Genomic DNA, 26,750 nt, shown 5'->3' with positions numbered 1-26,750 from the left:
ATTGCTCTGTTGGTTATGCTCGGGCGAAAGCAAATGCTAGCGCAACTGGGTGGCACACCCGCTTTGCTGGATAAGATTTTGAGCGAAATCGCCAATGGCAACCTCGGCGTTCTGATTCCCGACGCGCCCGCCAATAGCGCGATGTCCAGTGTCCGGGTGATGAGTACAAAGCTCAGGGATCTGATCGGCCAAGCACTGGTAACCAGCGCACAACTCAATGTCGCGGTTGGCCAAGTCACGCAGGTTGTTGAAGGGACGGCAGAGAGAGCGGTGCAGCAAAATGAGATGACCGATATGGTCGCCACGGCGGTGCAGGAAATGGGCCTGACGGTGCAGGAGATTGCACGTAATGCCAGCAGCGCAGCGCAGGCCTCAAACAGCGCTCGCTCCGAAGCTCAACAGGCCAGCCAAATTGTTGGCAGTTCGACGGTGCATATCGAGCAAATGGCCGACGGCATTGGCCATGCGGCAAAATCGGTCAGTGCGTTGGCCGAACAAATAGCGACGATTGATCAGGTGCTGGCCGTTATTCGTGGGATATCGGAGCAGACCAATCTGTTGGCCCTGAACGCTGCTATTGAGGCTGCCAGGGCAGGGGAGATGGGCCGAGGTTTTGCGGTTGTTGCTGACGAGGTGCGCACGCTTGCTGGACGTACTCAGGGTTCTACTGACGAAATTCAAGGGATCATCCAGAACCTCAAGCAAGGCGCTGAGGCCGCAGTCAGCTCAATGAGTTCTGGCCAAGCAGCCACCGGTACCGGCGTTGAGTCGAGCGAAAGTACCAACCGCTTGCTGCAAACTATCTCCAGCCAGATTGAGCACATCAGCGATATGAACCGCCAAGTGGCGACTGCCACGGAAGAGCAATCGTCAGTAACAGAGGAGATCAATCGTAATGTACAGGGGATAGCCGACCTTGCAACCACCACCAATAGCGAGGTGCAACGCTGTCGCGAAGATTGTCGTACGCTGCGTGGGCTGTCCGAAAACCTGACGAAGCAGATGGGTAGTTTTCGGCTCTAAATGTCGGCTCTGTTTTGAACGCCGTTTTGCTGAAGGTGTTTAAAAGGGAAGCTTCAATTTTACGGATTCGCAAGGGTTCATCTCCGCTTCCGTACGGCAGAAAGTCCAAGATTTCTGTCGTTGCGAGGCCGACTTGCCTAGGATCGTGAAGATAATCCAAAAATCCTGAAAGCGTGTGAAACCGTCGCCTGCGGCCGCCCTTGAGCGGCCGCACCGTATAACCATTCCTCAGCTAAGTCTTTGCTTATTCACGAGAATCCCGGACAATCGCGCGCTTGTTATGGCTGGGGCGCTGCCTGTCAGGTTTTTCTGACTCGTCCCGGCTATGGAAATGCGGAGATCCGACCGGATGAATGATCAGGCCAATAGCGTCGACGAACGCTATGCAACGACACCTGCAACCCTCACACGCTGGAGCCGCCAGGACACCACCTGGATGCTTGGCCTGTTCGGCACCGCCATCGGCGCCGGTACTTTGTTTTTGCCGATCAACGCGGGCCTGGGTGGCTTCTGGCCGCTGGTGATCTTGGCGTTGCTGGCATTCCCGATGACGTTTTTTGCCCACCGTGGCCTGACTCGTTTCGTGCTGTCCGGGCGCGCAGGCTCAGACATCACCGACGTGGTCGAAGAGCATTTCGGCCTCAAGGCCGGTGCGCTGATCACCTTGTTGTACTTCTTCGCCATTTTCCCGATCCTGCTGATCTACAGCGTGGCGCTGACCAATACCGTCAGCAGCTTCATGGAACATCAACTGCACATCATGCCGCCGCCACGGGCGATCCTCGCGTTTGTGCTGATCCTCGGCCTGCTGGCCGTGGTGCGTTGCGGTGAGCAAGTGATCGTCAAGGCCATGAGCCTGATGGTGTATCCGTTTATCGTCGCCTTGCTGTTCCTGGCCGTGTACCTGATCCCACACTGGACCGGTGGTATCCTCAGCACTGCCAGTGAGGTCCCGACGCCGTCGGCCTTGCTTAGTACGCTCTGGCTGGCGATTCCAGTGATGGTGTTCTCGTTCAACCACTCGCCGATCATCTCAGCCTTCGCGGTTGACCAGAAGCGCCAGTACGGCGCCAACGCCGATGAGCGTAGTTCGCAGATCCTGTCCCGCGCGCACCTGTTGATGGTGGCGATGGTGCTGTTCTTTGTATTCAGCTGTGTGCTGACCCTGTCGCCGGCGCATCTGGCTGAAGCGAAAGCGCAGAACTTGTCGATCCTGTCGTATCTGGCCAATCATTTCGACAACCCGACCATCGCCTTTGCCGCGCCGTTGATTGCATTCGTGGCAATCGCCAAGTCGTTCCTGGGCCACTACATCGGCGCCAGCGAAGGCCTCAAAGGTCTGGTGCTCAAGACCGGTCGCCGTCCGGCAGCCAAGTCCCTGGACCGCATGACTGCAGCGTTCATGCTGGTGGTGTGCTGGATCGTCGCCACGCTGAACCCGAGCATCCTCGGCATGATCGAGACCTTGGGCGGTCCGATCATCGCGTCGATCCTGTTCCTGATGCCGATGTATGCGATCCGCAAGGTGCCGGCCATGGCCAAGTACCGTGGGCAGGCATCTAACGTGTTTGTCACGGCAGTGGGCCTGGTTGCGATTACCGCGTTGATCTACTCGCTACTGTCCTGACGGCAGGCTGTACACACCCAGGCCGATTCGCGCACTGCGCGAATCGGCTTTTTTTGTGCTTGGAAAACCTGTCCTGGCTCAACCACAAGAAGGTAATGCGGGCTAAGCTGACGCAGGTTATTTGCCAGGATGGGCTGATTGAAAACTGCAACGGTTGTTCCGCCGTCTAATCGTACTCAGGACATACTCGCCGGTTTATCCATTGCCGGTTTGCTGCTGCCGGAGGCGGTGGCCTATTCCAGCATTGCCGCGCTGCCGCCCCAGGCCGGGGTTATCGCCCTGTTTGCCGGGTTGGTGTGCTACGGCCTGTTCGGCACCAGTCGTTTTGCGATTGTATCGGCCACCTCGTCTTCGGCGGCGGTACTGGCTGCGGCCACCGCCAGCCTGGCGGGCGGTGACCCGGCGCTGAGGCTTTCCCTGGCGTTCGGGCTGGTGTTGATCACCGGGGGGCTGTTCCTGCTGGCCGGGTTGTTCAAGCTCGGCGGCATAACCTCGTTTATTGCTAAGCCGGTGTTGCGCGGGTTTGCCTTCGGCCTGGCGCTGACCATCATCCTCAAGCAGCTGGCCAGCGTGGTCGGTGTGCACTTGACCGACAACAACCTGATCCGCTTTTTGCCGCAGCTAGTGGAGCAGCTACCCGATTGGAACTGGCCAGCTGCGATGGTCGCGGCGGTTGCGTTGATGGTGTTGTGGGTGTGCGCGCGTATTCCGCATCTGCCGGGCGGGCTGCTGGTGGTGATCCTGGGAATCGTGGCCGGGCAGTATCTGGAGTTACAGGCCCGGGGCGTGGCGCTGATCGGTCTGATCGACCTACGTCTGGAGTTGGGGCATTTGCCCGTCTTGCCATTTGCCGACTGGCTGCGCCTGGGTGAGTTGGCGTTTGCCTTGGTCATGATTTTGTATGCGGAGTCCTACGGCTCCATCAGTTCTTTCGCGCTCAAGCACGGCGACCGCGTGTCATCCAACCGCGACTTGCTCGCGCTGGGTGCGGCTAACCTCATATCCGGGCTGTTTCATGGCATGCCAGCCGGTGCTGGCTATTCGGCGACCTCCGCCAACGAGGCGGCCGGTGCCGGCTCGCGTCTGGCGGGAATCGTTGCTGCGCTGGTGGTGCTGGTGATCGTGCTGACGGTGCTGCCCTATGTTGCGCTGACCCCGGAGCCGGTGCTCGCTGCCATTGTCATTTACGCATTGGGCCGAGGCCTGAGCTTGCAGCCGCTGAGGCGTTACTTCCTATGGCGGCGCGACCGTTTGCTGGTGATCTGTGCGGTGGCGGCTGTGCTGGTGCTGGGCGTACTGGATGGGCTCCTGGTCTCTGTCGCGATCAGCGTGATGTTGATGTTGCGCCAGATGTCGTCGGCCGATATTCAAGTGCTTGGGCGTTTGGCTGAGAGTCATGATTTTGTTGATCGCCAACACCACCCGGAAGCCGTGGAAGTGCCAGGCCTTTTGATCGTGCGTCCCAGTGAGGCGCTGTTTTTCGCCAATGCCGAACGCATTTTGGGTGCGGCGTTGCGCTTGATGCGTCAGTCGCAGGTCAAGGCGGTGGTGCTGAGCCTGGAAGAGTCTCCTGACCTGGATGGCACCAGTGTCGAGGCGCTGGCGGCATTCTTCGCGCAAGTAAGCGGGGAGGGCAAGCGCTTGGTGCTAGCGCGTGTGCGGCACAACGCATTTGAAGTGTTACAGGCATTACCTGAAGTACTGGCGCCGTACATTCTGCTCAGCGGTTTGAGTGTTGACGGTGCGGTACAGCTTGCACGGGTTAAACCTCAGGCATAAAAAAGCCGCGTACCTTGCGGTACGCGGCGTTCTTTACATCAACACACCTTAGGCTTGAATCACCGGGATGTTGGCACTTGCTGCGATTTTGCGGAACTCGGCGATCTGGTCGAAGTTCAGGTAGCGGTAAACGTCACTGGCCATGGTGTCCAGTTTGGCCGCGTAGCCCATGTACTCTTCGACGGTCGGCAAGCGACCCAGCGTGGAGGCCACTGCCGCCAGCTCAGCCGAGGCCAGGTAGACGTTGGCGCCATCACCCAGACGGTTCGGGAAGTTACGGGTCGATGTCGACACCACGGTCGAGTTCGGTTCTACACGTGCCTGGTTACCCATGCACAGCGAGCAGCCCGGCATTTCCATGCGCGCGCCAGCCTTGCCGTAGATACCGTAGTAGCCTTCTTCGGTCAGTTGGTGAGCGTCCATCTTGGTCGGCGGCGACAACCACAGACGGGTTGGCAGCTGGCCCTTGACCTGTTCCAGCAGCTTACCGGCAGCGCGGAAGTGACCGATGTTGGTCATGCACGAACCGATGAACACTTCGTCGATCTTCTCGCCGGCAACGCTGGACAACAGACGGGCATCGTCCGGGTCGTTTGGCGCACAGAGGATCGGCTCGTTGATTTCGGCCAGGTCGATTTCGATGATTTCGGCGTATTCCGCGTCGGCATCGGCTTCCATCAACTCCGGGTTGGCAACCCAGGCTTCCATCGCTTGGGCGCGACGTTCCAGGGTACGTGCATCGCCGTAGCCTTCGCCGATCATCCAGCGCAGCAGGGTGATGTTGGAGTTCAGGTACTCGGTGACGGAATCTTTCGACAGCTTGATGGTGCAACCGGCAGCCGAACGTTCAGCCGAGGCGTCGGACAGCTCAAACGCTTGTTCCAGCGTCAGGTCGTTCAGGCCTTCGATCTCCAGGATGCGGCCGGAGAAGGCGTTCTTCTTGCCTTTCTTCTCTACGGTCAGCAGGCCAGCCTGGATCGCGTAGTAAGGAATGGCGTGAACCAGGTCGCGCAGGGTGATGCCAGGCTGCATTTTGCCTTTGAAGCGCACCAGGATCGATTCCGGCATGTCCAGCGGCATAACGCCAGTGGCTGCGGCGAACGCTACCAGGCCGGAACCGGCCGGGAACGAGATGCCCATCGGGAAACGGGTGTGGGAGTCACCACCGGTGCCGACGGTGTCCGGCAGCAGCATGCGGTTCAGCCAGCTGTGGATGATGCCGTCGCCTGGACGCAGCGATACACCGCCGCGGGTCATGATGAAGTCAGGCAGGGTGTGGTGGGTAGTCACGTCGATCGGCTTAGGGTAAGCCGCGGTGTGGCAGAAGGACTGCATCACCAGGTCGGTCGAGAAGCCCAGGCATGCCAGGTCTTTGAGTTCATCACGGGTCATAGGACCGGTGGTGTCCTGAGAGCCTACGGTGGTCATCTTCGGTTCGCAGTAGGTGCCAGGGCGAACGCCTTTGCCTTCTGCCAGGCCGCAAGCACGGCCGACCATTTTCTGCGCCAGGGTGAAGCCCTTGTCGCTTTCAGCCGGCGCTTCCGGCAGCTTGAACAGGGTCGAAGGCGGCAGGCCGAGTTCGGTGCGAGCCTTCTCGGTCAGGCCACGGCCGATGATCAACGGGATACGGCCACCGGCACGCACTTCGTCCAACAGCACCGGGGTCTTCATTTCGAAGGTGGTCAGGACTTCATCAGTGCCGTGTTTGCAGACTTTGCCAGCATGCGGGTACAGGTCGATCACGTCGCCCATGTTCATGTTGGTGACGTCAAATTCGATTGGCAGAGCGCCGGCATCTTCCATGGTGTTGTAGAAGATGGGAGCGATCTTGCTGCCGAAGCAGAAGCCGCCAGCGCGCTTGTTCGGCACGTATGGAACGTCGTCGCCGAAGAACCACAGCACGGAGTTGGTTGCCGATTTGCGCGACGAACCCGTACCGACCACGTCACCGACGTAGGCAATAGGGAAGCCTTGGCCGCGCATTTCTTCGATCTGCTTCATCGGGCCGGTTTTGCCTTGCTCGTCCGGCACGATGCCTTCGCGAGCCATTTTCAGCATCGCCAGGGCGTGCAGCGGGATGTCAGGGCGGGACCAGGCATCAGGTGCAGGAGACAGGTCGTCGGTGTTGGTTTCGCCGGTGACCTTGAACACGCGCAGGCTGATCTTGTCGGCCAGGGTAGGGCGGTTCTTGAACCACTCGCCGTCGGCCCAGGACTGGATCACGGCTTTAGCGTGTTCGTTGCCGTTCTTGGCTTTTTCAGCCACGTCGTGGAACGCATCGAACATCAGCAGGGTGTGCTTGAGTTGGGCGGCGGCGACAGGTGCCAGCTCAGCGTCGTCCAGCAGCTCGACCAACGTCACGATGTTGTAGCCGCCTTGCATGGTGCCGAGCAGTTCAACAGCGCGTTTCTTGTCGATCAGGGGGGAAGTGGCTTCGCCCTTGGCCAGGGCAGACAGGAAACCGGCCTTGACGTAGGCAGCTTCGTCAACGCCTGGTGGAATGCGGTTAGTGATCAGGTCAACGAGGAATTCTTCTTCGCCAGCCGGGGGATTTTTCAGCAGCTCGACCAGGCCTGCGGTTTGTTCGGCGTTAAGCGGCTGGGGAACGATACCCAGTGCTGCACGCTCTTCGATATGTTTGCGGTAGGCTTCAAGCACAGTTATTACCCTCATCAGTGGTCCCACGGGACGCTCATCCAGAAATGAACGGCACGCATGCGCTCGGGGGCTTTTTGGGCCGCAAAGCCAGCGCTGCCGGCATTCCTCACAGAAGCTGCTTTCAAAGTTTTACGCCTGCAGAACGGAGCTGATGAGGGTTGGCGCTGGCTACTACCTACCGGGTAATGACCTTCGCCAACACCGTTCTGAAGGAACGACTGTGCTCGTGACGCTTTGAAAACAGCTTCCAGCGGATTATTGGCGCCTTACAAGGCCGGATGATTCTACGGCAAAAAAAATCTAAAGGTAAGTTGCCTAACCAAGTTTGCGGGGTGATCAACCTTAGACAAAGGGCTAACATGGCGCATTGTTTCGCTGAGTTGTGTGTCGCTGCCCATGTCCAACCAAACCATCAAGACCCCCTGCGTCGGCCTGTGCTCCACGGTTTACGGCGATCTCGTGTGCCGTGGCTGCAAGCGCTTCCACCATGAAGTGATTCAGTGGAATGGCTATAACGAAGAGGAAAAGCGCGCGGTGTGGCTCAGGCTTGAGCAGCTGTTGGTGCAGGTGATGGCCGGTAAATTGGAGGTTTTCGACGCCAAGATGCTGCGCGGGCAGTTGGAGCAGCGCAAGATTCGCTTCGTGCCGCACCAGTCTGAATATTGCTGGGCCTACCAGTTGATCGCCCGTGGTGCGCGGGTGATTTCCAATCTGGAGGCCTATGGGATGGTGCTGTTGCCGGAGTTTCGTGACTGGGCGTTGCCGGAACTGCGCGATGCGATTGATCGGGAGTTTTTTATCCTGTCGGAGGCGCATTACCAGCGCTATATCGCCCCGGGCTTTTTGAAAGACGCGCTGGGACGCTGATTGGAAAGGTCAATGGGCGCGCTTGTTGGTGATGGCTGTTAGCTAGGCGACACATCCTTGAGTGATCGACCGCTATTGCAGCATCGGTAGCTACGCAACGCTTTGGGTTGCTCTGAGTCTGTGGGGCGTTTCGGTAGATTGAGTGCATATCCGTTGTTGCGGTAATGGCCACCTATGGTTCCGCTCTTACAGCGGGTCACTTTTTTACAAACGCCTAAAAAAGTAACCAAAAAACGCTTTGCCCCACCACTCGGTGCCTCGCTCCGGCCAGCGTGGTTAACGGGACCTGTCAGATCAAAATCAATAGCAGAGCACGGCGGCCTGAGTGGTTGAAGCAAAAGCAGAGCAAAAGCACAGCAACACCACTTTTAGCGCATGAAATGAGTTTTAAATGTGGGAGCGGGCTTGCTCGCGAATGCGGTGTGCCAGTCACCAACTGCATCAACTGACACACCGCTTCGCTTGTGCTTTTGATCTAACCACTCAGGTCGGCTGTCAGGCCGCCGTGCTTTGCTTTTGACTTTGATCTTAATCTTAGGCGCCCCGTTAACCAGTCTGCGTGAGGGCACACCGAGCCTAAGCGAGGTGCCGAGTGGTGGGGCAAGAGCCCTTTGGCTGCTTTGGGGCTTTTCCAAAGTGACCCGCCGTAAGGGCGGAACCCGTGTCAGCCGTGACCCAAACAGCGGATATGTACTCAGCGCGCCCCCGACAGCCACAGCACTCAAGCCGTAAAAATGTGTAGATACCTATGGCTGTCGCAGGCAAGCCAAACACAAGGGCGCCTCATCGTCTGAAGGATTTGTATCAGGCTTTGTTCGCCAGCTCCTCCAGATGATCCATCAGCTCCTGCGGCTTGAGCACCAGCACATCGCCTTCCACCGCATCCAGCACCACTTCCGCCGTATTCCCAATCAACGCCCCGGAAATCCCGGTGCGCGCCACGGTGCCGATGATGGTCACCGCCGCCTGCCATTTATGCGCCGCATGCGGGATCAACACATCGGCCGGGCCTTCTTCGATATGCAGGTGTGCGTCATCCACGTCGAATTCGGCCTGAAACGCCTTGCACTGCTCGCGATAGCGCGCCTCGATGGTTTCCTTGAGCTGGAACGTCGGGTCGGCCGCCGACAACATTGGCGACGGATGGGCGCTGATCACATGCAATTGCGCCTTGGCCAGGCGCGCAATGTCGAAGCCGTGGTCGACGATGGTGTTGTGCAACGCCTGATGTTCGCTGTCGGTGTTGCCCACATCAATGGCTGCCAGCACCACCTTGTCGGCCCATGGTGTGGCGGTTTTGACCAGCAGCACGGGCGTCGGGCAGTAGCGCAGCACTTTCCAGTCTGCCGGGGTCAGCAGGGCTTTTTTCAGTGGGCTGTCGGCAAAGTGCTGCTTGATCACCAGGCCGCAACCCTCGGCTTGCTGCACGTCAATGATGGTTTCATGCAGGCTGTCATTCCACGCCTGTTCGGTGGTCACGCTGTAACCGTCTTCCTGCAAACCGGACTTGAGCAGGCTCAGCAGCGCCGAATGCTCGTGTTTCTTGTCGCAGACCAGTAAGTGCAGGTGCGCGCCGGTGACCCCGGCGATCAGTTTGGCGCGCTTGAGGGCCAGGCTTTCCGAGTGCTCGGGTTCGATGACCACCAGGATGCTGCGAATGGCTTGCATGGACGAGTCTCCAGAGACGGGAAAAAAGGGGCCTTGGACAACTATAGTTGCTGCCCGCCAGACGTCATGTTGATGCACATCAAAGCCGGTGGCTGGTGGTCTGCGGCGGGGTCGGTATAATCGGCGCCCTTTTGTGATTCTTTTGCCCGTGAGCCTGATGAACCTGCCCGAAATCCACGAATTCCTCGGCTGCCGCACCCCCGACGCCTGGGTCCAGGCTGCCTTGGCCGATCAGGCAACGCTGCTGATCGACCACAAGAACTGCGAATTCAAAGCCGCCAGCACCGCCCTGAGCCTGATCGCCAAGTACCATGCCCATGTTGACCTGATCAGCATGATGTCGCGCCTGGCCCGCGAAGAGCTGGTGCACCACGAGCAAGTCATGCGCCTGATCAAGAAGCGCAAAGTTGACCTGCGCCAACTGCATGCGGGCCGTTACGCTTCAGGTTTGCGCAAAGTGGTGCGCAGCCACGAGCCGGTAAAACTGGTGGATACGCTGGTGGTCGGGGCTTTTATCGAAGCGCGCAGTTGCGAGCGTTTCGAAGCACTGGTGCCGCATTTGGACGAAGAACTCGGCAAATTCTACTTCGGCTTGCTCAAAAGCGAGGCCCGGCACTTCCAGGGTTACTTGAAACTGGCCTACCAGTACGGCGACGCCAAAGACATCGCCCAGGTGATCGAGCGGGTACGGGCGGCCGAGCAGGAACTGATCGAATCACCCGACATCGAGTTCCGCTTTCACAGTGGCGTGCCAGCCTGAAGCGACGGCCACGCCGAGCAGTGCGGTGATCCCGGCCAGCAGCAGAATCACCGTTTGTGTGCCCAGTGGCGCTGCCAGCACGGCAATCGCCAGGCCTGCCAATGGCTGGGCGAGGTTGTTAAGTAGGGTGATAACGCCCACGGTCTTGCCAAAGTCCTGCACCGGAATCACCCGTTGACGCGTGCTGCGCATGTACACATTGAACATCTTGTCGAAGCCGGTGATCAGCAGGAAGCCCAGGGTATACGCCCAGAGGTTGGGGCTGATCGCCACGATCAGTGCGCCTGCCGCAATCATTGCATAGGAGAGCCCTCCCAGCATTTTCAAGGGCAGGGTTGCGCGCGCCAAGTAAAACAGAATGACGATAGTCACCACCGCGCCGGCAGCCTGTAGCAGGGCGTAGGCATCCTTGCCGGCAGCGTAGAGGCCAGTGACCATCGCGGCGGACGTTGCCAGCGTCACGCCGATGATCAAATTAACGCCCACGGCCAGGGTAATGACCCGCTTCAACTCCGCCAGGTTGCGGATATGCCCAAAGGCGATGCGCAGCGGTTGCAGCCAGATATCCTGATGCTGCTCAAAGCTTTCCAGGCTGACCGTGGTGTTGCGCTGCCACACCCGCATCGCCAAGTCCGCCAGCACAAACAGCCCGGCAATCCCAATGACCACCCAATGCCAGGCCCAGACCTCCAGCATCAACGCCGCCACCAACGGCCCCAGTACCAGGCCGCTCTGGTCGGCGATTTGTGAGTAGGACAAGGTTTTGGCATAGGTGTAATGCTTGAAGATATGCGGCATGACCACTTCGCGGGCCATGATGCCTTGGGTCGTCAACACCCCGCACAGCGCCGATAGGATGACCAGCCAATAGATGCCGTCGAACACGCCGTACAACGCCACCGCCACCACACACGCCAGCGCCCGGTAAACCTGGCTGATATGCAGGATGCGCACCGGCGAGAACTTGTCGCACAATGCGCCGCACACCGGGAAGGCCAGGTAACGCGGCAGCGACTCGACAAAGAACGCCAGCCCCGCCCAGGAAACGCTGTTGGTGGTCTGGAACACGATCAGCGGCACGATAAACAGCAGGACCTGGTCCGCCAGCCGCGACAGGAACAGTGAAACAAAGAACGCCAGATAATCCTTGCGCATACAACTCCCTGTGAATGGCGTTAAAGATTGCAGGCAATTTGTTAAAAACTCTTAAAAGTATGAAGCTTCGTCAGGCAAAACCGGTCAACCGCTTCTGCCGGACAGCTTGCCACCTATAATGCTGGCACTTCAATCCGCGCGCGCACACTGAGAACTTATGGAAAACCTGGGTCTGGGCAAGGTCCTACTCGTTGAGGACGATGAAAAGCTGGCGGGGCTGATCGCACATTTTCTGTCGCAACACGGTTTCGAGGTGCGGGTGGTGCACCGCGGCGATAAAGCCTTGGCCGCGTTCCTCGATTTCAAGCCGAAGATCGTCGTACTCGACCTGATGTTGCCGGGCCAGAGCGGCCTGCACGTGTGTCGCGAGATTCGGAACGTGTCTGACACACCCATCGTGATCCTGACGGCCAAGGAAGACGACCTCGACCACATTCTCGGCCTTGAGTCGGGTGCCGACGACTATGTAATCAAACCCATCAAGCCACCGGTGCTGCTTGCTCGTTTGCGCGCGTTGCAACGTCGTCAGGTGCCCGAACCCACGGTGCGCGGCGCTCTGGAGTTTGGTCAACTGGCGATTGACCGTAGTTGCCGGGTGGTCAGCCTGGGCGGCGACAAGATCGACCTCACCACCATGGAATTCGAGCTACTGTGGTTGCTGGCCAGCAGCGCCGGCAAGATCCTCTCCCGTGACGACATCCTCAACCGTATGCGCGGCATTGCCTTTGATGGCCTGAACCGCAGTGTCGATGTGTACATCAGCAAGTTGCGCAGCAAACTCAATGACAATCCGCGTGAGCCGGTGTGCATCAAGACCATTTGGGGCAAGGGTTACCTGTTCAACCCTTTTGCGTGGGAGGTCTAGATGCTGCGTCTGTTTCTGCGCCTGTATGTGATCCTGGCGCTCGGTTTGGCGGGGGCGATCTGGCTGGTCAACTACACCTTCGACGAGTTATTGCCTGAGGCCAACGAAGTCTATAACCGCGAAGCTTTGCGCGGGCCGGCTTACGGCGTGGTGGAACAATTGCGCCCGGTGCAGGGGGCGGCCCGCGATGCTCGCCTGGCTGAGCTTCAGCCCCATTACGGGCTGCACCTGAAGTTGGTGCCGCGCGATACCTTGGCGCTGAACGAGCGCGAGCAAAAACTGCTGGCTGACGGCCAACTGGTCGTGCGTGGGGACTTTATGGAGTTCTTGACCACAATTGACGACGGCCCGCAATTACTCCAAATCAAACTGCCGGAGGAACCCAAGTGGCTTTACCTATGGGCCTATGGTTTTCTCGGCGTGAGCCTGGCCATCGTGCTGTATTTCTGGGTGCGCCCGCACTGGCGCGACCTGGAGCATATCCGTCTGGCCGCGCAACGCTTTGGTGACAACGACCTGGCGTCGCGCATCCTGCTGCCACGCCGTTCCACCGTGCGTGAACTGGCTGGGCACTTCAACCAAATGGCTGAGCGCATCGAAAGCCTGATCGCCAACCAGCGAGAACTGACCAACGCCGTCTCCCACGAACTGCGCACGCCGATTGCGCGATTGTCGTTTGAACTAGACCAGCTCAAGCAACAGGCCGATCCGCGCCAGAGCCGCGCGCTGATCGCTGATATGTATGCTGACTTGGGCGAGTTGGAAGAAATGGTCTCCGAGCTGCTCACCTACGCCAGCCTGGAGCGCGGCGCCACCCAAGTCACTCGAGAAAACATCGAGGCGCACAGCTGGCTCGACAGTGTGATCGGCAGCGTGGCCTTGGAAGCCGAGGCGGCGGGGGTGCAGTTGTCGTTGCGTACCTGTGAGGTCGACTTTATCCAGATCGAACCGCGCTTTATGGCACGCGCAGTGATCAACCTGCTGCGCAATGCCATTCGGTATGCCGAGCGTCGGGTGGAGGTGTCGCTGGTCAAGTTTGGCAGTGGTTACGAAGTGCGGGTTAACGACGATGGTCCGGGTGTGCCGCTAGAGGGCCGGGCGAAGATCTTCGAACCCTTCTTGCGGCTGGACACCAGCCGTGACCGGCGCACCGGTGGGTTTGGATTGGGACTGGCGTTGGTAAAGCGGGTCAGCCAGTGGCATGGTGGGCAGGTGGAAGTGCTGGATTCGGAGTGGGGCGGGGCGTCGTTTCGGATGACTTGGGCTTATGCTGAGTAGGGCTGGGAGCTATGGCCATCGATGGAGTGCATATCCGTTGCTGCGGTCAGCGTGGTTTAACGGGGCGCCTCAGATCAAGATCACAAGCAAGAGCACGGCGGCCTAGTAGCCGACATGAGTGGTAGAAGCAAAGCAGAGCAGAAGCAGAGCACCCCATCTAGCTGATGTAATGAGATCCCAATGTGGGAGCGGGCTTGCTCGCGAAGGCGGTGGTTCAGTTACAAATAAGCTGACTGAAACACAGCATTCGCGAGCAAGTCGCACGGCCGCTCCCACAAGTTGACCTTGTTCGGCAGCCAGCCCCGCAGTGCTCTGCTTTTCTGTGGAAGCTGGCTTGCCTGCGATGGCATCAACTGGTTATGCCTGATACACCGAAGTGTCTGCATCACAGGCAAGCCAGCCCTCACTCCCAAGTCAGAAGGTGTACTCAAGCACCCCCATCACCGATGTCTGCAACCGCCGCTCCACGATCGGGCTCTTGCCCGCTTCATCCGCCAAATACTGCACATCCAGCAAGGTCGAGAATTGGGTGTGCTCGCTGATCGGCATGCTCCAGACCAGGTTCATGCCGTTGCTGATATTACCTGCACCGGCCTTGTACGCCTTGAAGCGGCTTCGCGCGGCTTGGCCGGTGGTTACGCCGTACCAGGTCTGCAGGTATTCGCGGTCACCGAAGTGGCTGCTGAGGCTGGCGTCCACGGAACCGTAGCGGCCTTGATACAAATGGGTGCCCAGGCTCAACTCAAGGTGGGTGTAGGCCTTACCGGTGTCCTTGTGGTTATCTTCCTTGAGCGCGTGTTCCAGGGTTGCGCCGACAATTACGCCGCCCAGGTTGTAAGCGGCGCTGACGCCCAGTTGCGGGCGCGACTTGATTTCGCCCATGCCCTTGAGGCGCTTGGAGCCGGCATGCAAACGTTGGTTTTTATCCTTGCGCGCGTTGCTGGCGCCGACGTAGGTACTGAAGCTCAAGGCATTGCCTTCGTAGCCCCAGCCCAGCCCCTTGCCGGTGTCGAGGAAAATCCCCCAGGGGCTGACGATTTTGCCGCCCAGCAATGGCGCGGTCATGCGTTCGTCGCTGCCGCTGTAGCGCGGTGCGTTGACCACGCCAGCCTTGAGGCTGTATTGCCAGTCTTCGGCAATCGCGGTGTCGGCCGCGGCGAGCAGGCACAGTGAGGTGAACGACAGGCAGAGATTTTTTGAGTGCATCAGGGTATTCGTCCGGGTTAGAAATTCAGGCGGTTGTGGGGGGGATGGGTGCGTTTGAAGGAGTAGCCCGAAGCGCTCAGGCCATTGACCTGTCGACTCACGGTATCGCCCAGGCCGTAGCCGTTGCCGGCCAATACTGCGTGGGCGTTGTCGACGGGGAGCAGGATGTAGTCGGTCAGTGGCTCGTCGTGCAATTGGCCGCGAATCACCAGGAAGCCTTCTTCGAGGCGCACGCTGATGCCGCTCAAGGGCGCGTCGGGCTCGTGGGTGTTGAGCACTTGATACGTGCCGATGGTGTCGGCCCAGGCCAGGGGCAGCGGTGGCGGGTCAATACGCTCGCCGATGGCGATGCGCTGACCGTGGCTGCGGGCGGTGAGCATCTGGCGGCCCTGCACCGTGATCACATCGAGTTGCACGCGGCCCAGGTCGCCGAGGTCCTTGAACCACACGCCCAGGACCTTTTTCTGCGCCCGCAGCCAGCCGGAATCGTCGCGCAATAACTCGAAGTCGAACCCGGCCAACTCGCCGGCCAGCCGGTTGTTCTCATCCTTGATGCGGAACACGCCCCAGGCCGTGGCATAAAACCCGGCCAGGCGCTTGCGGTCGACGGCCGCCGGCACGTGGCGCAACTTGAGCCCCTGGCCGTGCGCCTGGCAGTCGTCGGCGCACACCGCTTCGCCGGTTTGTGCCTGCAGCATCAGGCGCAGGGCGTCGGTGGCGAGTCTGGCGACCAGTTCTTCGGCGTTACTGTCATTGGCCATGATGATCACGGCGAGTTGCTGGTCCGGCAGCACGCTCAACTGCGCAGCAAAATCGTCGCCGCCGCCGCTGTGTTGGTAGGTGCGCACGCCGGGGCTGACCGGTTCATCGCCGCACGGCGCAAGGAACCAGCCCAGGCCCATCTGGCAGTCGAAGTCCAGCGCGTTGCCGGTATTTTGCTGGGTGAACATCGCGTCAATCGAGGTGCTGCCCAACACCCGGTTACCTTTGTAGAGGCCTTGGGCGAACAGCATCTGCACGTAGTGGCTTAAGTCTTTCGGGCTGGCCCACAAGCCAGCGGCGGCGAGGTCGCGCACCTGGGCGTCGGCACTCGCCACGCCGTCCTCATAGCCCAAGGCGCGAAAGCTCAATTGCGTGCCGGTGCCGACAAAACTCGATTGGCCCATCTCCAGCGGCTTGAGCAAGCTGGTTTGCATCTGCGCTTCAAAGCTTTTGTTGCTGACGCGCTCAATGGCCGCGCCTACCAGCGAATAAGCCAGGTTGGAGTAAGCCACCTGCGAGCCGGGTGGGCTGCTCAACCAGACGCCGGACACACGCATCGGCATCTGGCCCATGGCGTAGGTGCTGCGCAGGTCGCGCAGGTGTTCACTGGGCAAGCCGGACTGATGGCTGAGCAAACGGCGCAAGGTGATATCGCGGTCAGCGGCACCCTGGTCGCTGTGAAAGCGCGAACGCACGTAGAACTCGCGCAGGGTTTGCTGGACCGGCGCATCCAGGGCCAGGCGCTGCTGCTCGACCAACTGCAACGCTGCCGTGGCGGTCAGCAGTTTGGAAATACCCCCGGCGCGAAATGCCGTGTTGGGCGTTACCGGCACGCCCTGCGCCTTGTCGGCCATGCCAAAGCCGCGTGCCCAGATCAGCTCCTGGCCGTTGACCAGCGCAATCGACAGCCCCGGTACATTTTCCCGCGCCATCTCCTGTGGAATACGCGCTTGCAGGTAACGAATGATCGCACCGTAATCCCCCTTGGGAATCGGCGGCGGGGCAGGCGGTTGCCCATGACAACCGAGACTGCTCAGCAGGCAACCCAACAGCGGAATACCGCGCAATGTGCGAAACATGAAGAGCACCCGGATGGTGATGTGGATGCTCGAATGCTAGGGCGCAACTGACCCACAATCTTTGATAGCTTTGTCGGGAAACTGTCAAAGACTGTTAACGCGCAAGCCCTAAGCGTTCATGCCATTGGGCGATGGACTCTTCGGGGTAGTGATCAAACTGCAGGTCGCCCTTGCGCACGCTGACCTCGACCCATGGCGCCTTGGCGCCGAGCATCAGGTGCGTGTGTTCCGGTGGCACCGGCAAGGGCGTGTCGATGGCCGAGGCAAAGGGGTGGATCAGCTCCGGCCATTGCGGGCTGAACAGCCACAAGGCACTGCCGCACTGCGAGCAGAAGTGCCGCTCGGCGGTGCTTGCGTGCGCGCGGCTGGCGCCCTCGGGCTTGAGCCGGGCGTGGTAGATCGAGATCTGCCTGCGCCCTTGTACCTTCAGGCTTTGCGTATCCCCGGCAAGGTTGATCGCATAACCACCGCCGCCTTGGGTCTTGCGGCAGATCGAGCAATAGCAACGCTGATAGGGGTAGGGATGCTGGCTGTTCAGGCTGAATGTTACGGCGCCGCAATGGCAGGACCCTTCGAGTTGCATGAGCTGACTCCTCCAGACAGGTTGTAACAACGCTTTGCTAATACCTTAGCCTCAGGCAAGATTCCCCGCTTTGGTTTCAGGGAAGACCCCCATGATTGCTCACTTGCAAAGCGCTGCCGCGCAAATTCGTCACGCTGTGCGTGCGGCCACCGAAGGCTTGGTCGGGCGTGAGCAATTGGCCGAGCTGATTGTGCTGGCAGCGGTCGCCCAGGAACACATTCTGGTCATCGGCCCTCCCGGCACGGCCAAGAGCGCCGTGGTACGCCGTGTGGCGCAATCCATGGGCGGGCGTTACTTCGAATACTTGCTGGGGCGTTTCACTGAACCGTCCGAGCTGTTCGGTGCCGTGGACCTGAAGAAACTGCGCGAAGGCACAGTCGAAACCGACGTCAGCGGCATGCTGCCGGAGGCCGATATCGTGTTTCTCGATGAAGTCTTCCTGGGCTCGACCGCCATCCTCAATACGTTGCTGGGCGTCCTCAACGAGCGCCGCTTTCGCCGTGGTCATACCCAGATCCAATGCCCGCTGCGGGTGTGCGTCGGGGCGGCCAACGGCTTGCCGGACGATGAAGCGCTGGCGGCCTTTGGCGACCGCTTCCTGTTGCATCTGTTCGTCGAATCGGTGCCGGACAACCAATTGGAAGCGATGCTGGCGGGCGGTTGGCAGTCAGAGCAGCGGCCGGTGCAGCAGTTGCTGGGGCTGGCCCAGTTGGACACGCTGAGCCAGGCCATGAAAAACGTCGACCTGGGCGCCGTGCGCCCGGCGCTGGCTCAGGCCATTCGCCGCCTGCGCGAGGCCGGCATTCAGCTGTCGGACCGCCGCATCGTCAAGTCGCAGCGGCTGATTGCGGCGGCGGCGTTGTTGGGGGGGCGCCTGGAAGCCAGCGACGCCGATTTGTGGCCACTGCTGTATGTACTGCCGACCAAGGAAACCCAGCAACATGGCCGTGAAGTGCTGCGCGACCTGTTTGCCGCTTCCTGCAACAGTCATTTGTTCAGTGCTGTCGAAGAGGCCACCTTGCAGCCGATGTCGCGCTTGAATCGCTTGTTGGAAACCGCAGAAGACTACTTGGCCCGTAGCGAACCGCCGGCGAGCCAGGCGCTCGAAGGTCTGCTGCGCGAGATCGACGCCAATTTCAATAGCCAGACCCTGCCGGAACCCTTGCAGCACGTACGCGGGCAACTGGCCCGATTGCTGACGCCGACACCATGAGTGCCGGTTCGCAGACCTGGGCCTGGCGCCCGCGACAGGTGCCCGCGGACCCTGAGGCGGCGGTGGCCTGGGGCGACGTCGCACGTCGTTTGCATGCGCGCTTGCTGCTGCTCGCAGATGAACAGGCTGCCCGCTTGCACGCTACCGCCAATGGCGACGTATTGGTCGTCACCGGGGCGGCGGTTGATTTGCCTTGGGTTGACGGTGTCGAATACGCCGCAGCCCACCCCGGCGCGCCCGGTGTGTGGCTGCCCACCAGTTGGGAGCCGACGGTGCCGGTGGATGTGCTCGGCCAGACGCTGTCGACACGATTCAAACGCTCACCTTTGCTGTTGTGGCGTGCGCCGCAAGCAGTGGTGCCGCTGGATCGTCTGTTGCCGGTGTCTGTTGAGCATCTACAGCGCATCGCGACGTATTGGGGAGCGAGCGATGCAACTGCCTGAGGCCCTGCAACCCTGGCGACAGTGGTTGGAATGGTTTGCGCCGCAGCATCTGCCGCTGTTCGCCGACCTGCTCGGTCGCCTTAACCCGGTGCTTGGGCCACTGCGCGGCATGCAGCAGGGCGGCGTGCCGGAGCCGGATGGCGTGGGTGATCTGCAACGCCGTGGGCCTTATGAACGCTTGCTTTCCAGCGAATGGCTGCTGGCTGACGACGTGCCCGACGAATTCATGCGTCGGGCCGTCAGCGGCGAGCATATGTTCCTGGCACCGCAGTACCGCGCCCGTGAAGCGAACCGCTTGATTATCGCGCTGTTCGACGCAGGCCCCTTGCAGTTAGGCGCCGCGCGGCTGGTGCACATCGCCTTGCTGATGCTGCTGGCCCGGCGTGCCGAGGAGGCTGGGGCGCAGTTGCGTTGGGGCATCCTGCAAGGCGCGCCGGTGCTGCATGAACTCGATAGCCCGGCACAGCTCAAACGGCTGCTCAAGGCGCGCACCTATGAAAGTGTTGGTCCGGCGCATTGGCAAGCCTGGCATGAGTGGCTGGCCGCGCAGGAAGAGACAGTGGGTGAGTGCTGGGTCGTCGGGCAGCGCTTGCCCAAGGACGCAACCCAGACCTGTACGCATCGGGTGCAGGTGCAGCGCAGCCTGAATGGGCACAGCCTGTCCTTTGAGTTGCAGGCCGGGCCGGTGCGCCGCGTGCTGCTGCCGATGCCGGATGAAGGGCCAGCGGTGCAGTTGCTCAAAGGCCAGTTTGACAATGAAGTCCAGGCGTCGCCGTCGAAGCTCGCCCGTGCGGTGCCACGGGTCGCCTTGACCTTGCCGCCCGTGATCTCCAGCGCCGGTAACTATGTGGCGCTGCGCCTGCTCGATGAGTCGGGCATGGTGGTGATCAAGCTGCCGCACAAGAATCAGAAAAAGTCCTTGGAGGTTCGGCGCCGTCTGTGGGGCAAACATCAGCGCGTATTGAGCACCACCTTTCACCACCGCAGCCTCGGTGCCGTGTTGAGCGATAACGACAGACTGACGTTCTGGAACATCCCCGGTATGGCCACCGTCGACAAGCCCACCCGTGAACAGCTGCAACTGCCACCGGGTACTGCGACGTTCCTGCCGAGTGTCTGGCTGCACAGTCAGAACTCAGTGCGTGTGTACCTGCTCGACAGCCAGGGACGGCTTGCCTACTGGAAGGCGCGTGAACTCTGTCGGGTGGCGGACGACGTGCTAAGCCTGGTGCAGGTCGACCCCATGACCATTGCCTATGTACGCAGCGAAGGCGGGCAGATCGTCGCGTATTCCGGGTCTGCTGACGGTTTGCGCGCCAATGGTCATGCTGTCGGCTCGGCAGCGGGCGTCAGCCAAGTGCTGTTGGCTGCCAACTTTTACTGGCGCCAGTATTGCGGTGGTTGTGCGCTGCTGACCACTCAGGACGGCCACCAGAGTTGGCGTGTCGTGACCCATGAAAGCTTTCCGGCGAAGCACGAACAGATCGACTTGGCGCCGGGTTGGAAAGCCATCGGCCTGCACCACGCGTTCGGCCAACGGCAGCTCTACTCACTGGTGCTGCTCGGGCCGAACCAGCACAGTGTCGGGTTGTACGCCGAGGGGCAACAGCGCAATTTGTTCACCACTTCGGCGCCGATTGCCCGCGCGAGCTTTTGCCCAATGAGCGGCTTGATCGCCGTACTGACCACTGATCGGGAATTGCTGGTTTACTCGGTTGCCGAGCGTGCCATGCGTTTGCAAGTGATGTGCAACCAGGCACCGCAGCTCACCCAGGAAGGTGCCAATGCTTGAGCCAGAACGGATGCTGATTCGCCGCCCGATACTGACCGGGCACCAACAGATTGACGGCCTATGGTTTGCCTGCGAACGCTTTGATGAAGGCGAGCGCAGGCGCCTGATCCTCAGCTATTGGCAAACCGGTGCGCGTGCCTATCGCTTTGCCGACGGCGACTTGTTGCAGTTCCCTACTGCGTGCCCGGTGGACTGCGCAAGCCTGCACGGCTGGCCTCTGATCCGCCAGGGCCGGGGCTTGTCGTCTGCCGCGCTGCACCCCGAGGAAGTGCGCGGGCTGGCGGCTGCCGACCTGTGGCTGGTGCGCGGCAGCCATATCCACGCGCTGCAGTTGCGCGACGCTCATGTGCTGACGCCTGGGCTGTGGCTCGACATCAGCACCTACACACTGCTCGACACCTTCGACTGCCATGTGCCGTTACCTGCCACAGTCCCGGACGCGGTGGTCACCGACCTGCGCGAAATTCTGGGTGGGCCACTGGAGCCTGTGAGCCCGGAGCGCGAAGCGGTGATGCAAGCGCTGCTGGAGCGCCAGCGTCATATGCCGAGCACAGCGTCTGGTGCCAGCTCGTCACCTGCGCAAAATAACGCGAATACTGCCCGGGAAGTCTCGTCCCCGGTGCTGAAAATCGTCATTGGTTTGCTGCTGTTGGGTGGGCTGATCCGCATGCTCGGCCAGAGCGAGCCCGCAGCCGTGCTGGCCACGCACACACAGTCCCTCGGCGGTATGCTCCTGGGCGCCGTGATCTGGATGGTTGTGATCACCGCGCTACTGTTCGGGTTGAACCGCTTCCTGCACCGTGGCGCGTCGGCCCCCGCCAAAGCGGCGCCTAGGCCGGTTGCGCCCGCATCCGCTAACCCAGGCATCGCTGCGCGTGCCACCCCGCGCGCACATAAACCTGCCGCGTGGCGCCGCCTGCTGACCCGGCTGACCCAGCATTCGCAGCTCTCCAAACTGTATGGCAAACGTCAGGCTGCCTATATGCAGCGCATGTTGGAGATGTTCGAAGACGGCAATTTCGAAGAAGCCTTGCGTCACGCGATCCCCTTGAACAGCGGCACGTCGAGCGGCGAACAGAGTTTTGGTACGCCCCAGCGCCGCCAGGACCTGAGCCTCAGCCAACAGGATGGTCCCGCGCGCTCAATGTTGTTCGAAGAGGACTTGGCCGCGCACTTGGCACAGGTATATCGCCAGACCTTTGAGCGCCTGGACCGTGCCTGTCGTATCGAGGAAGCGGTGTTTGTGCTCGCCGAATTGCTCAAGGAGCGTCAGCAAGCGCTCGATTACCTGGAGAAACACGCGCGCTATCAGCAGGCCGCCGATTTGGCCCTGGCGTGGGACATGCCGGCCGCGGTGATCGTGCGCCTGCTGTGCCTGGCCGAGCAGTGGCAGCGCGCCGTGCTGGTGGCGCGGCGCGACAATGCCTTCGCCGACGCCGTGGTGGCGCTCCAGGCAAAATCGCCGGAGATCGCCGACCGGTTACGCCTGGAGTGGGCCGAGTCATTGATCGCCAAAGGCCTGTGGTTGCAAGCCGTCGACGTGATCTGGAGCCTGCCTGCAGAGCGCACGCGCGCCGCGCAATGGTTACTGAATGCCGAGGCTGGCGGTGGGCGCCTGGCTATTGGCGCATTGGTCAAACGCGCGATCCTGTTGCCCGAGACGCTGCAGGCTTACGGGCCTTGGGTGGAGCAATTGCGCGATGACCCCGAGCGCGCGAGCGAGCGGGCTGCCTTGGCGCAAGCCTTGTTGTTGCATAAGTCGCACACCACCGCCCTGGCGTGGCTGGCAGGTGCCACCGTACATGCGATTCTGGCCGATCAAACCCGCGATCAAGGGCACCTGACGCATAACCAGCTACAGGCGCTGGTCAAGATGAGTCGCGACAAAGCGCTCCAGGCGGACTTGCCTGGCCAGGCGCTGAAGCGAGCGCCGGTGGTCGCGCTGGACCGCTTGGGCGACACCCGCCAGTGGCCTGCGCCGGCCGCTGGCAGCCGACCGATTTTCGACGCAGTGCCGCTGGAAGACGAGCGTTACCTGGTGGCGCTGGGCGAGGCGGGTGTGATGGTGGTGGATGCGGCGGGCGCAGCGTTGTTTCACTTTGCTGTGCCCGCGCAGAAAATTGTCATCGCCCACAGCCGACAGGTTGCGCTGGTGCTGATCTGGCGGGGAAATATATGGCGCGTCAGCAAACTGGACCTGGTCAATCGTGTCGCCAAGGACCTCGGTGTACTGGCCATGGATGTATTTGCAAACGCGTTTGATGGCTGCAGTTGGACCATCGGCAAAGGCCAGCAGTTGCGCGTCGTGGATGTTGACCGTGGCTTTGAAACGCTCTGGCATGTGAGTGATCTACCGGAGTCGGTGCGAACCATCAAGGTGGATGAACACAACGAATACCTGTGGCTGTCAGCGCCGGGTGGGTGCCTGATGCTTTGGCATTATCGTCTGCCGGAGCGGCGCCTGATCAGCCGCGAAGGCGCATTTGACATCGTAAATACGGACTTCCAGGTTCCCAGTGCCACGGCTGAATCGGCGCAGTATCGAATCAAGTACGACGATGGACCACCCACTCTGATACTTAAGCAGCATGGTGTTCGTAAGGGCTACAAGCTGCCTGGCAATTTGCCGGAAGAGGAATGGGATGAGTCCGTCAGCCCGTATCTATTCGAGGATTGGTTGCTGATCAGTTATCGGGTTGAGGAGCAGGACACATGCTGGCACGTGATCCACCGTACCAGCGATCGGCTTTGCGTCACTTTGCACTGGCCGCAATCACCGGCCCAGCTTCGCCGCCTGGGATCTGATCTGTTGCTGTTTGATGGGCAGGGACGCTTGAGCCATATCAATATCGATAACGCCAGCCAGCGCAACATCAGCCTGCACTGAGTGTGTCCGGCCTCAAGGTGGCGATCAACGCTCGAATGGTGCCGGGCAGTGCTTCCAGTTCGCGTACAAGGATGCTGCGCTCGCGAATTGCCCAGGGCTCATCAAGTTTTACCGCCACCAGTTGCATGGTGCGGCTGTGCCGAACGGCGGCGGACTCGGGGATGATGCCGATGCCCACGCCAGCCTCGACCATTCTGCAGATCGCTTCGAAACTCGAGACCTGGATGCGCAGCGACAAATGCTTGCCGAGGCGTTCCACATGTTCGCGCAGAAAACTCAACAGCGTGCTGCCTTCGTGCAGGCCGATGTGTTGGTACGCGAGGGTTTGTTCCAGCGTCACTGAAGGCTGGTCGGCCAGCGGATGATCCACGGGCACCATCAATACCAGTTGATCGGTACTGAAATGCAGCACCTGCAAACCCGCTGCCTCAACCGGCCCGGCAATAATGCCCATGTCGCTGGTGCCGTCCAGCACGCCGCGCACGATATCGCGGGACAAACGCTCTTGCAGGTCGACGGTCACACCGGGGCGCTGGGACAAAAAGCCCGCCAGCACTTCAGGCAAGAATTCGGTAACGGCCGTGGTGTTGGCAAAGATGCGGATATGCCCAGCCGAATCCGCGCCGTATTGGGTGAACTCGCTCTTGAGGTAATCCACCTGGCGCATGATCAGCCGCGCATGGTGCAGCAAGCGTTCGCCCGCCGGGGTGATCTCCACGCCACGGCTGTCGCGGTACAGCAGCCGCGTATCGAGTTGGCCTTCGAGCGCCTTGATTCGCGCACTGGCGGCCGCCGGCGAGAGGAATGCCCGCTTGGCGCCCTGGGTCAGACTGGGGGATTCGGCGATATGGATAAACAGGCGCAAGTCGGCGAGATCGAAGTGCATGGCGGCTCCTGGGTGTACACAACGCTCATCACAATGAAGATTACAAAATGTGGGAGAGGGTTTGCTCGCTCCCTCATCAGTTGAGGCGTGACGGGTAGCGTTCAGCATAACCGAACGCTGGTTTATTGAAATGCAAATTCTCAGAACGGGCAGGCGCTTGCATGATCCCGGGCAGACAACCACTGCCCGAGGACTTTTACCCGATGAGCGCCATCGATTGGATCGGCCGAAGTGAAACCGCCTACGACCACCTGAGCCACAACCTGCTCAAACGCATCGCCGCAACCTTCGGTGAAGCGGTGCCCCGCGATGGCGACGCCGTTCCGCCGTTGTGGCAGTGGTGTTTCTTTCAAGACTCGCTGCCGGAGTCGGCGCTGGGCACCGACGGCCACCCGGCGCGTGGCGGGTTCCTGCCGCCGGCCGATAACCGCAACCGCATGTGGGCCGGTGGGCGTATTGAGTTCGTACAGGCCTTGCGCGCCGGTGAAGCGGCCACCCGCGTGTCGACCATTACCCAGGTTGAAGAGAAGACTGGCCGCACCGGTTCGCTGCTGTTTGTCACCGTACGCCATGACTACTCCCAGGACGGTCGCCTGGCGATTCGCGAAGAACAAGACATCGTCTACCGCGAACCCACGCCGCCCAAGCCGGGCAGTGGCGACGCATTGGCCCAGGGTGATTGGCTTGAGACGGTCGAGCCCACGCCAACCCTGCTGTTTCGCTACAGCGCGGTGACCTTCAACGGCCACCGCATCCACTACGACTACCCCTACGTCACCGGCACCGAAGGCTATTCGGGGCTGGTGGTGCACGGGCCGTTGATCGCCACCTTGAGCCTGCGCGCGTTTTGCCGCGCCCATCCTGAAGCGACCTTGCGCCGTTTCGCCTATCGCGGCGTGCGCCCGTTGATCGCACCACAGCCGTTCGCCGTGAGCGGGCGCGTGACGGCACCCGGCGTGGCGCAGTTGTGGGCCGGTAATGCCGACGGCGTGGCGCAAACAGCCGAACTGCATTTCGAATAACACCAGCACACCAGGCGGAGCGCCGTTAATGAACCCCAATAACAACGAAGAACTCAATGCCATCCGCGAAGGCGTACGCGCCTTGTGCGCTGAATTCGATGCGGCTTACTGGCGCAAGATCGATGAAGAAAAGGGCTTTCCCGAAGCGTTCGTCAAGGCGCTGACTGACGCCGGCTGGCTGTCGGCAATGATCCCTGAAGCCTACGGAGGCTCGGGCCTGGGCCTGGCCGAAGCCTCGGTGATCCTTGAGGAAGTGAACCGCTGCGGCGGCAATTCCGGCACGGTACACGGCCAGATGTACAACATGTTCACGTTGCTTCGCCACGGCAGCGACGCACAAAAAAACAGCTACCTGCCCAAGCTCGCCAGCGGCGAATTGCGTCTGCAATCGATGGGCGTCACCGAGCCCACTACCGGCACCGACACCACCAAGATCAAGACCACCGCCATCAAGCGCGGCGACAAATACGTGATCAACGGCCAGAAAGTCTGGATCTCGCGGGTGCAGCATTCCGACCTGATGATCCTGCTGGCGCGCACCACGCCGTTGGCCGAGGTGAAGAAAAAGTCCGAAGGCATGTCGATCTTCCTGGTGGACCTGCGCGCGGCCATCGGCAACGGCCTGACCGTGCAGCCCATCGCCAATATGGTCAACCACGAGACCAACGAGCTGTTCTTTGACAACCTCGAGTTGCCGCTGGACAGCCTGATTGGCGAGGAAGGCAAGGGCTTCAAATACATCCTCGACGGCTTGAATGCCGAGCGCACGCTGATCGCCGCCGAGTGCATCGGCGATGGCCGCTGGTTTATCGAAAAGGCCAGCGCCTACGCCCGCGACCGCGTGGTGTTCGGCCGGCCGATCGGGCAGAACCAGGGCGTGCAGTTTCCGATTGCCGAAGCGCATATCGAAATCGAGGCGGCGGACCTGATGCGTTGGCGTGCCTGTGAGGAGTACGACAGCGGCAAGAATGCCGGGGCCAGCGCCAACATGGCCAAGTACCTGGCGGCCAAGGCGTCGTGGGAAGCGGCCAACGCCTGCCTGCAAACCCACGGCGGGTTTGGCTTCGCCTGCGAGTACGACGTGGAACGCAAATTTCGCGAAACCCGCCTGTACCAGGTGGCGCCGATTTCCACCAACTTGATCCTGTCCTACGTGGCCGAGCATCTGCTCGAACTGCCACGCAGTTTCTGAGGGTA

At 60.8% G+C, this 26,750-nt stretch carries 19 protein-coding genes and 1 pseudogene; 13 read left to right on the top strand and 7 right to left on the bottom strand.

What is annotated here, in order from left to right:
- Positions 1-516 precede the first annotated feature (516 nt).
- The 3 genes and pseudogenes from FW764_RS02125 to FW764_RS02115 form a co-directional block, all read left to right on the top strand.
- Positions 517-1,023 (top strand): annotated as a pseudogene (locus FW764_RS02125) (methyl-accepting chemotaxis protein); the annotation flags it as partial.
- A gap of 349 nt (positions 1,024-1,372) precedes the next feature.
- Positions 1,373-2,650, top strand: a complete 1,278-nt coding sequence (locus FW764_RS02120) for a serine/threonine transporter (RefSeq protein ID WP_446432529.1) — start codon at positions 1,373-1,375, stop codon at positions 2,648-2,650.
- Positions 2,651-2,788: 138 nt separating this feature from the next.
- A complete protein-coding gene (locus tag FW764_RS02115) occupies positions 2,789-4,429 on the top strand; it encodes a SulP family inorganic anion transporter (RefSeq protein WP_446432528.1) in 1,641 nt (546 codons plus the stop codon).
- A gap of 48 nt (positions 4,430-4,477) precedes the next feature.
- Here FW764_RS02115 and acnB read toward each other — a convergent pair whose 3' ends face one another.
- Positions 4,478-7,087 carry a bifunctional aconitate hydratase 2/2-methylisocitrate dehydratase gene (gene acnB, locus FW764_RS02110; protein WP_122719137.1) on the bottom strand — a complete coding sequence of 870 codons (2,610 nt, stop codon included), beginning with the start codon at positions 7,085-7,087 and terminating at the stop codon, positions 4,478-4,480.
- 396 nt (positions 7,088-7,483) lie between these two features.
- Here acnB and FW764_RS02105 point away from each other — a divergent pair, with 396 nt between their 5' ends.
- Positions 7,484-7,954 (top strand): DUF1289 domain-containing protein, encoded by a 471-nt coding sequence (locus FW764_RS02105; protein WP_446432527.1) that lies wholly within the window; start codon positions 7,484-7,486, stop codon positions 7,952-7,954.
- An 804-nt stretch (positions 7,955-8,758) separates the two neighbouring features.
- Here the strand turns inward: FW764_RS02105 and FW764_RS02100 are convergent.
- Positions 8,759-9,622 carry a universal stress protein gene (locus FW764_RS02100; RefSeq protein WP_446432526.1) on the bottom strand — a complete coding sequence of 288 codons (864 nt, stop codon included), beginning with the start codon at positions 9,620-9,622 and terminating at the stop codon, positions 8,759-8,761.
- A 157-nt stretch (positions 9,623-9,779) separates the two neighbouring features.
- Between FW764_RS02100 and miaE the strand changes: the two genes are divergently transcribed.
- Entirely contained in the window at positions 9,780-10,382 is a 603-nt protein-coding gene (miaE, locus tag FW764_RS02095; protein WP_446432525.1) for a tRNA isopentenyl-2-thiomethyl-A-37 hydroxylase MiaE, read from the top strand.
- Here the strand turns inward: miaE and FW764_RS02090 are convergent.
- On the bottom strand, positions 10,338-11,537 hold the full coding sequence (locus FW764_RS02090) for an MFS transporter (protein ID WP_446432524.1): 1,200 nt from the start codon (positions 11,535-11,537) through the stop codon (positions 10,338-10,340). The two genes, miaE and FW764_RS02090, sit on opposite strands and share 45 nt — an antisense overlap.
- A gap of 157 nt (positions 11,538-11,694) precedes the next feature.
- Between FW764_RS02090 and FW764_RS02085 the strand changes: the two genes are divergently transcribed.
- Both FW764_RS02085 and FW764_RS02080 read left to right on the top strand, forming a co-directional pair.
- Positions 11,695-12,402 carry a winged helix-turn-helix domain-containing protein gene (locus FW764_RS02085; RefSeq protein WP_446432523.1) on the top strand — a complete coding sequence of 236 codons (708 nt, stop codon included), beginning with the start codon at positions 11,695-11,697 and terminating at the stop codon, positions 12,400-12,402.
- Positions 12,403-13,680, top strand: a complete 1,278-nt coding sequence (locus FW764_RS02080; RefSeq protein WP_446432522.1) for an ATP-binding protein — start codon at positions 12,403-12,405, stop codon at positions 13,678-13,680. It abuts the gene before it with no gap.
- 414 nt (positions 13,681-14,094) lie between these two features.
- Here FW764_RS02080 and FW764_RS02075 read toward each other — a convergent pair whose 3' ends face one another.
- The 3 genes from FW764_RS02075 to FW764_RS02065 form a co-directional block, all read right to left on the bottom strand.
- A complete protein-coding gene (locus FW764_RS02075) occupies positions 14,095-14,886 on the bottom strand; it encodes a MipA/OmpV family protein (protein ID WP_446432521.1) in 792 nt (263 codons plus the stop codon).
- Between the two features lie 17 nt (positions 14,887-14,903).
- Complete coding sequence (locus FW764_RS02070; RefSeq protein ID WP_446432520.1) at positions 14,904-16,727, bottom strand: serine hydrolase domain-containing protein; 1,824 nt, start codon at positions 16,725-16,727, stop codon at positions 14,904-14,906.
- A 94-nt stretch (positions 16,728-16,821) separates the two neighbouring features.
- Positions 16,822-17,310: a GFA family protein gene (locus tag FW764_RS02065; RefSeq protein ID WP_446432519.1), complete on the bottom strand. Its 489-nt coding sequence runs from the start codon at positions 17,308-17,310 to the stop codon at positions 16,822-16,824.
- Between the two features lie 91 nt (positions 17,311-17,401).
- Here FW764_RS02065 and FW764_RS02060 point away from each other — a divergent pair, with 91 nt between their 5' ends.
- The 4 genes from FW764_RS02060 to FW764_RS02045 are packed head-to-tail and all read left to right on the top strand — an operon-like array spanning position 17,402 to position 23,645.
- On the top strand, positions 17,402-18,523 hold the full coding sequence (locus FW764_RS02060) for an AAA family ATPase (protein ID WP_446432518.1): 1,122 nt from the start codon (positions 17,402-17,404) through the stop codon (positions 18,521-18,523).
- The gene (locus FW764_RS02055) at positions 18,520-18,966 is read left to right on the top strand and encodes a bpX5 domain-containing protein (protein ID WP_446432517.1); all 447 of its coding nucleotides are present in this window, start codon (positions 18,520-18,522) and stop codon (positions 18,964-18,966) included. The genes FW764_RS02060 and FW764_RS02055 overlap by 4 nt, the downstream gene beginning before the upstream one ends.
- On the top strand, positions 18,953-20,758 hold the full coding sequence (locus tag FW764_RS02050; protein WP_446432516.1) for a hypothetical protein: 1,806 nt from the start codon (positions 18,953-18,955) through the stop codon (positions 20,756-20,758). The genes FW764_RS02055 and FW764_RS02050 overlap by 14 nt, the downstream gene beginning before the upstream one ends.
- Positions 20,751-23,645 (top strand): bpX6 domain-containing protein, encoded by a 2,895-nt coding sequence (locus tag FW764_RS02045; RefSeq protein ID WP_446432515.1) that lies wholly within the window; start codon positions 20,751-20,753, stop codon positions 23,643-23,645. Before FW764_RS02050 ends, FW764_RS02045 begins: the two co-directional genes overlap by 8 nt.
- Here the strand turns inward: FW764_RS02045 and FW764_RS02040 are convergent.
- Entirely contained in the window at positions 23,632-24,531 is a 900-nt protein-coding gene (locus FW764_RS02040) for a LysR family transcriptional regulator (protein WP_446432514.1), read from the bottom strand. The genes FW764_RS02045 and FW764_RS02040 overlap by 14 nt on opposite strands.
- Positions 24,532-24,734: 203 nt before the next feature.
- Between FW764_RS02040 and FW764_RS02035 the strand changes: the two genes are divergently transcribed.
- Both FW764_RS02035 and FW764_RS02030 read left to right on the top strand, forming a co-directional pair.
- Positions 24,735-25,553, top strand: coding sequence for an FAS1-like dehydratase domain-containing protein (locus tag FW764_RS02035; RefSeq protein ID WP_446432513.1), 819 nt, complete (start codon positions 24,735-24,737; stop codon positions 25,551-25,553).
- Between the two features lie 28 nt (positions 25,554-25,581).
- On the top strand, positions 25,582-26,745 hold the full coding sequence (locus tag FW764_RS02030) for an acyl-CoA dehydrogenase family protein (RefSeq protein ID WP_446432512.1): 1,164 nt from the start codon (positions 25,582-25,584) through the stop codon (positions 26,743-26,745).
- Positions 26,746-26,750 lie beyond the last annotated feature (5 nt).

The organism is Pseudomonas sp. 1152_12 (assembly GCF_052850675.1).
Note: the sequence above shows the minus strand (reverse complement) of the source record. Positions and strands in the feature narration are given on the sequence as shown.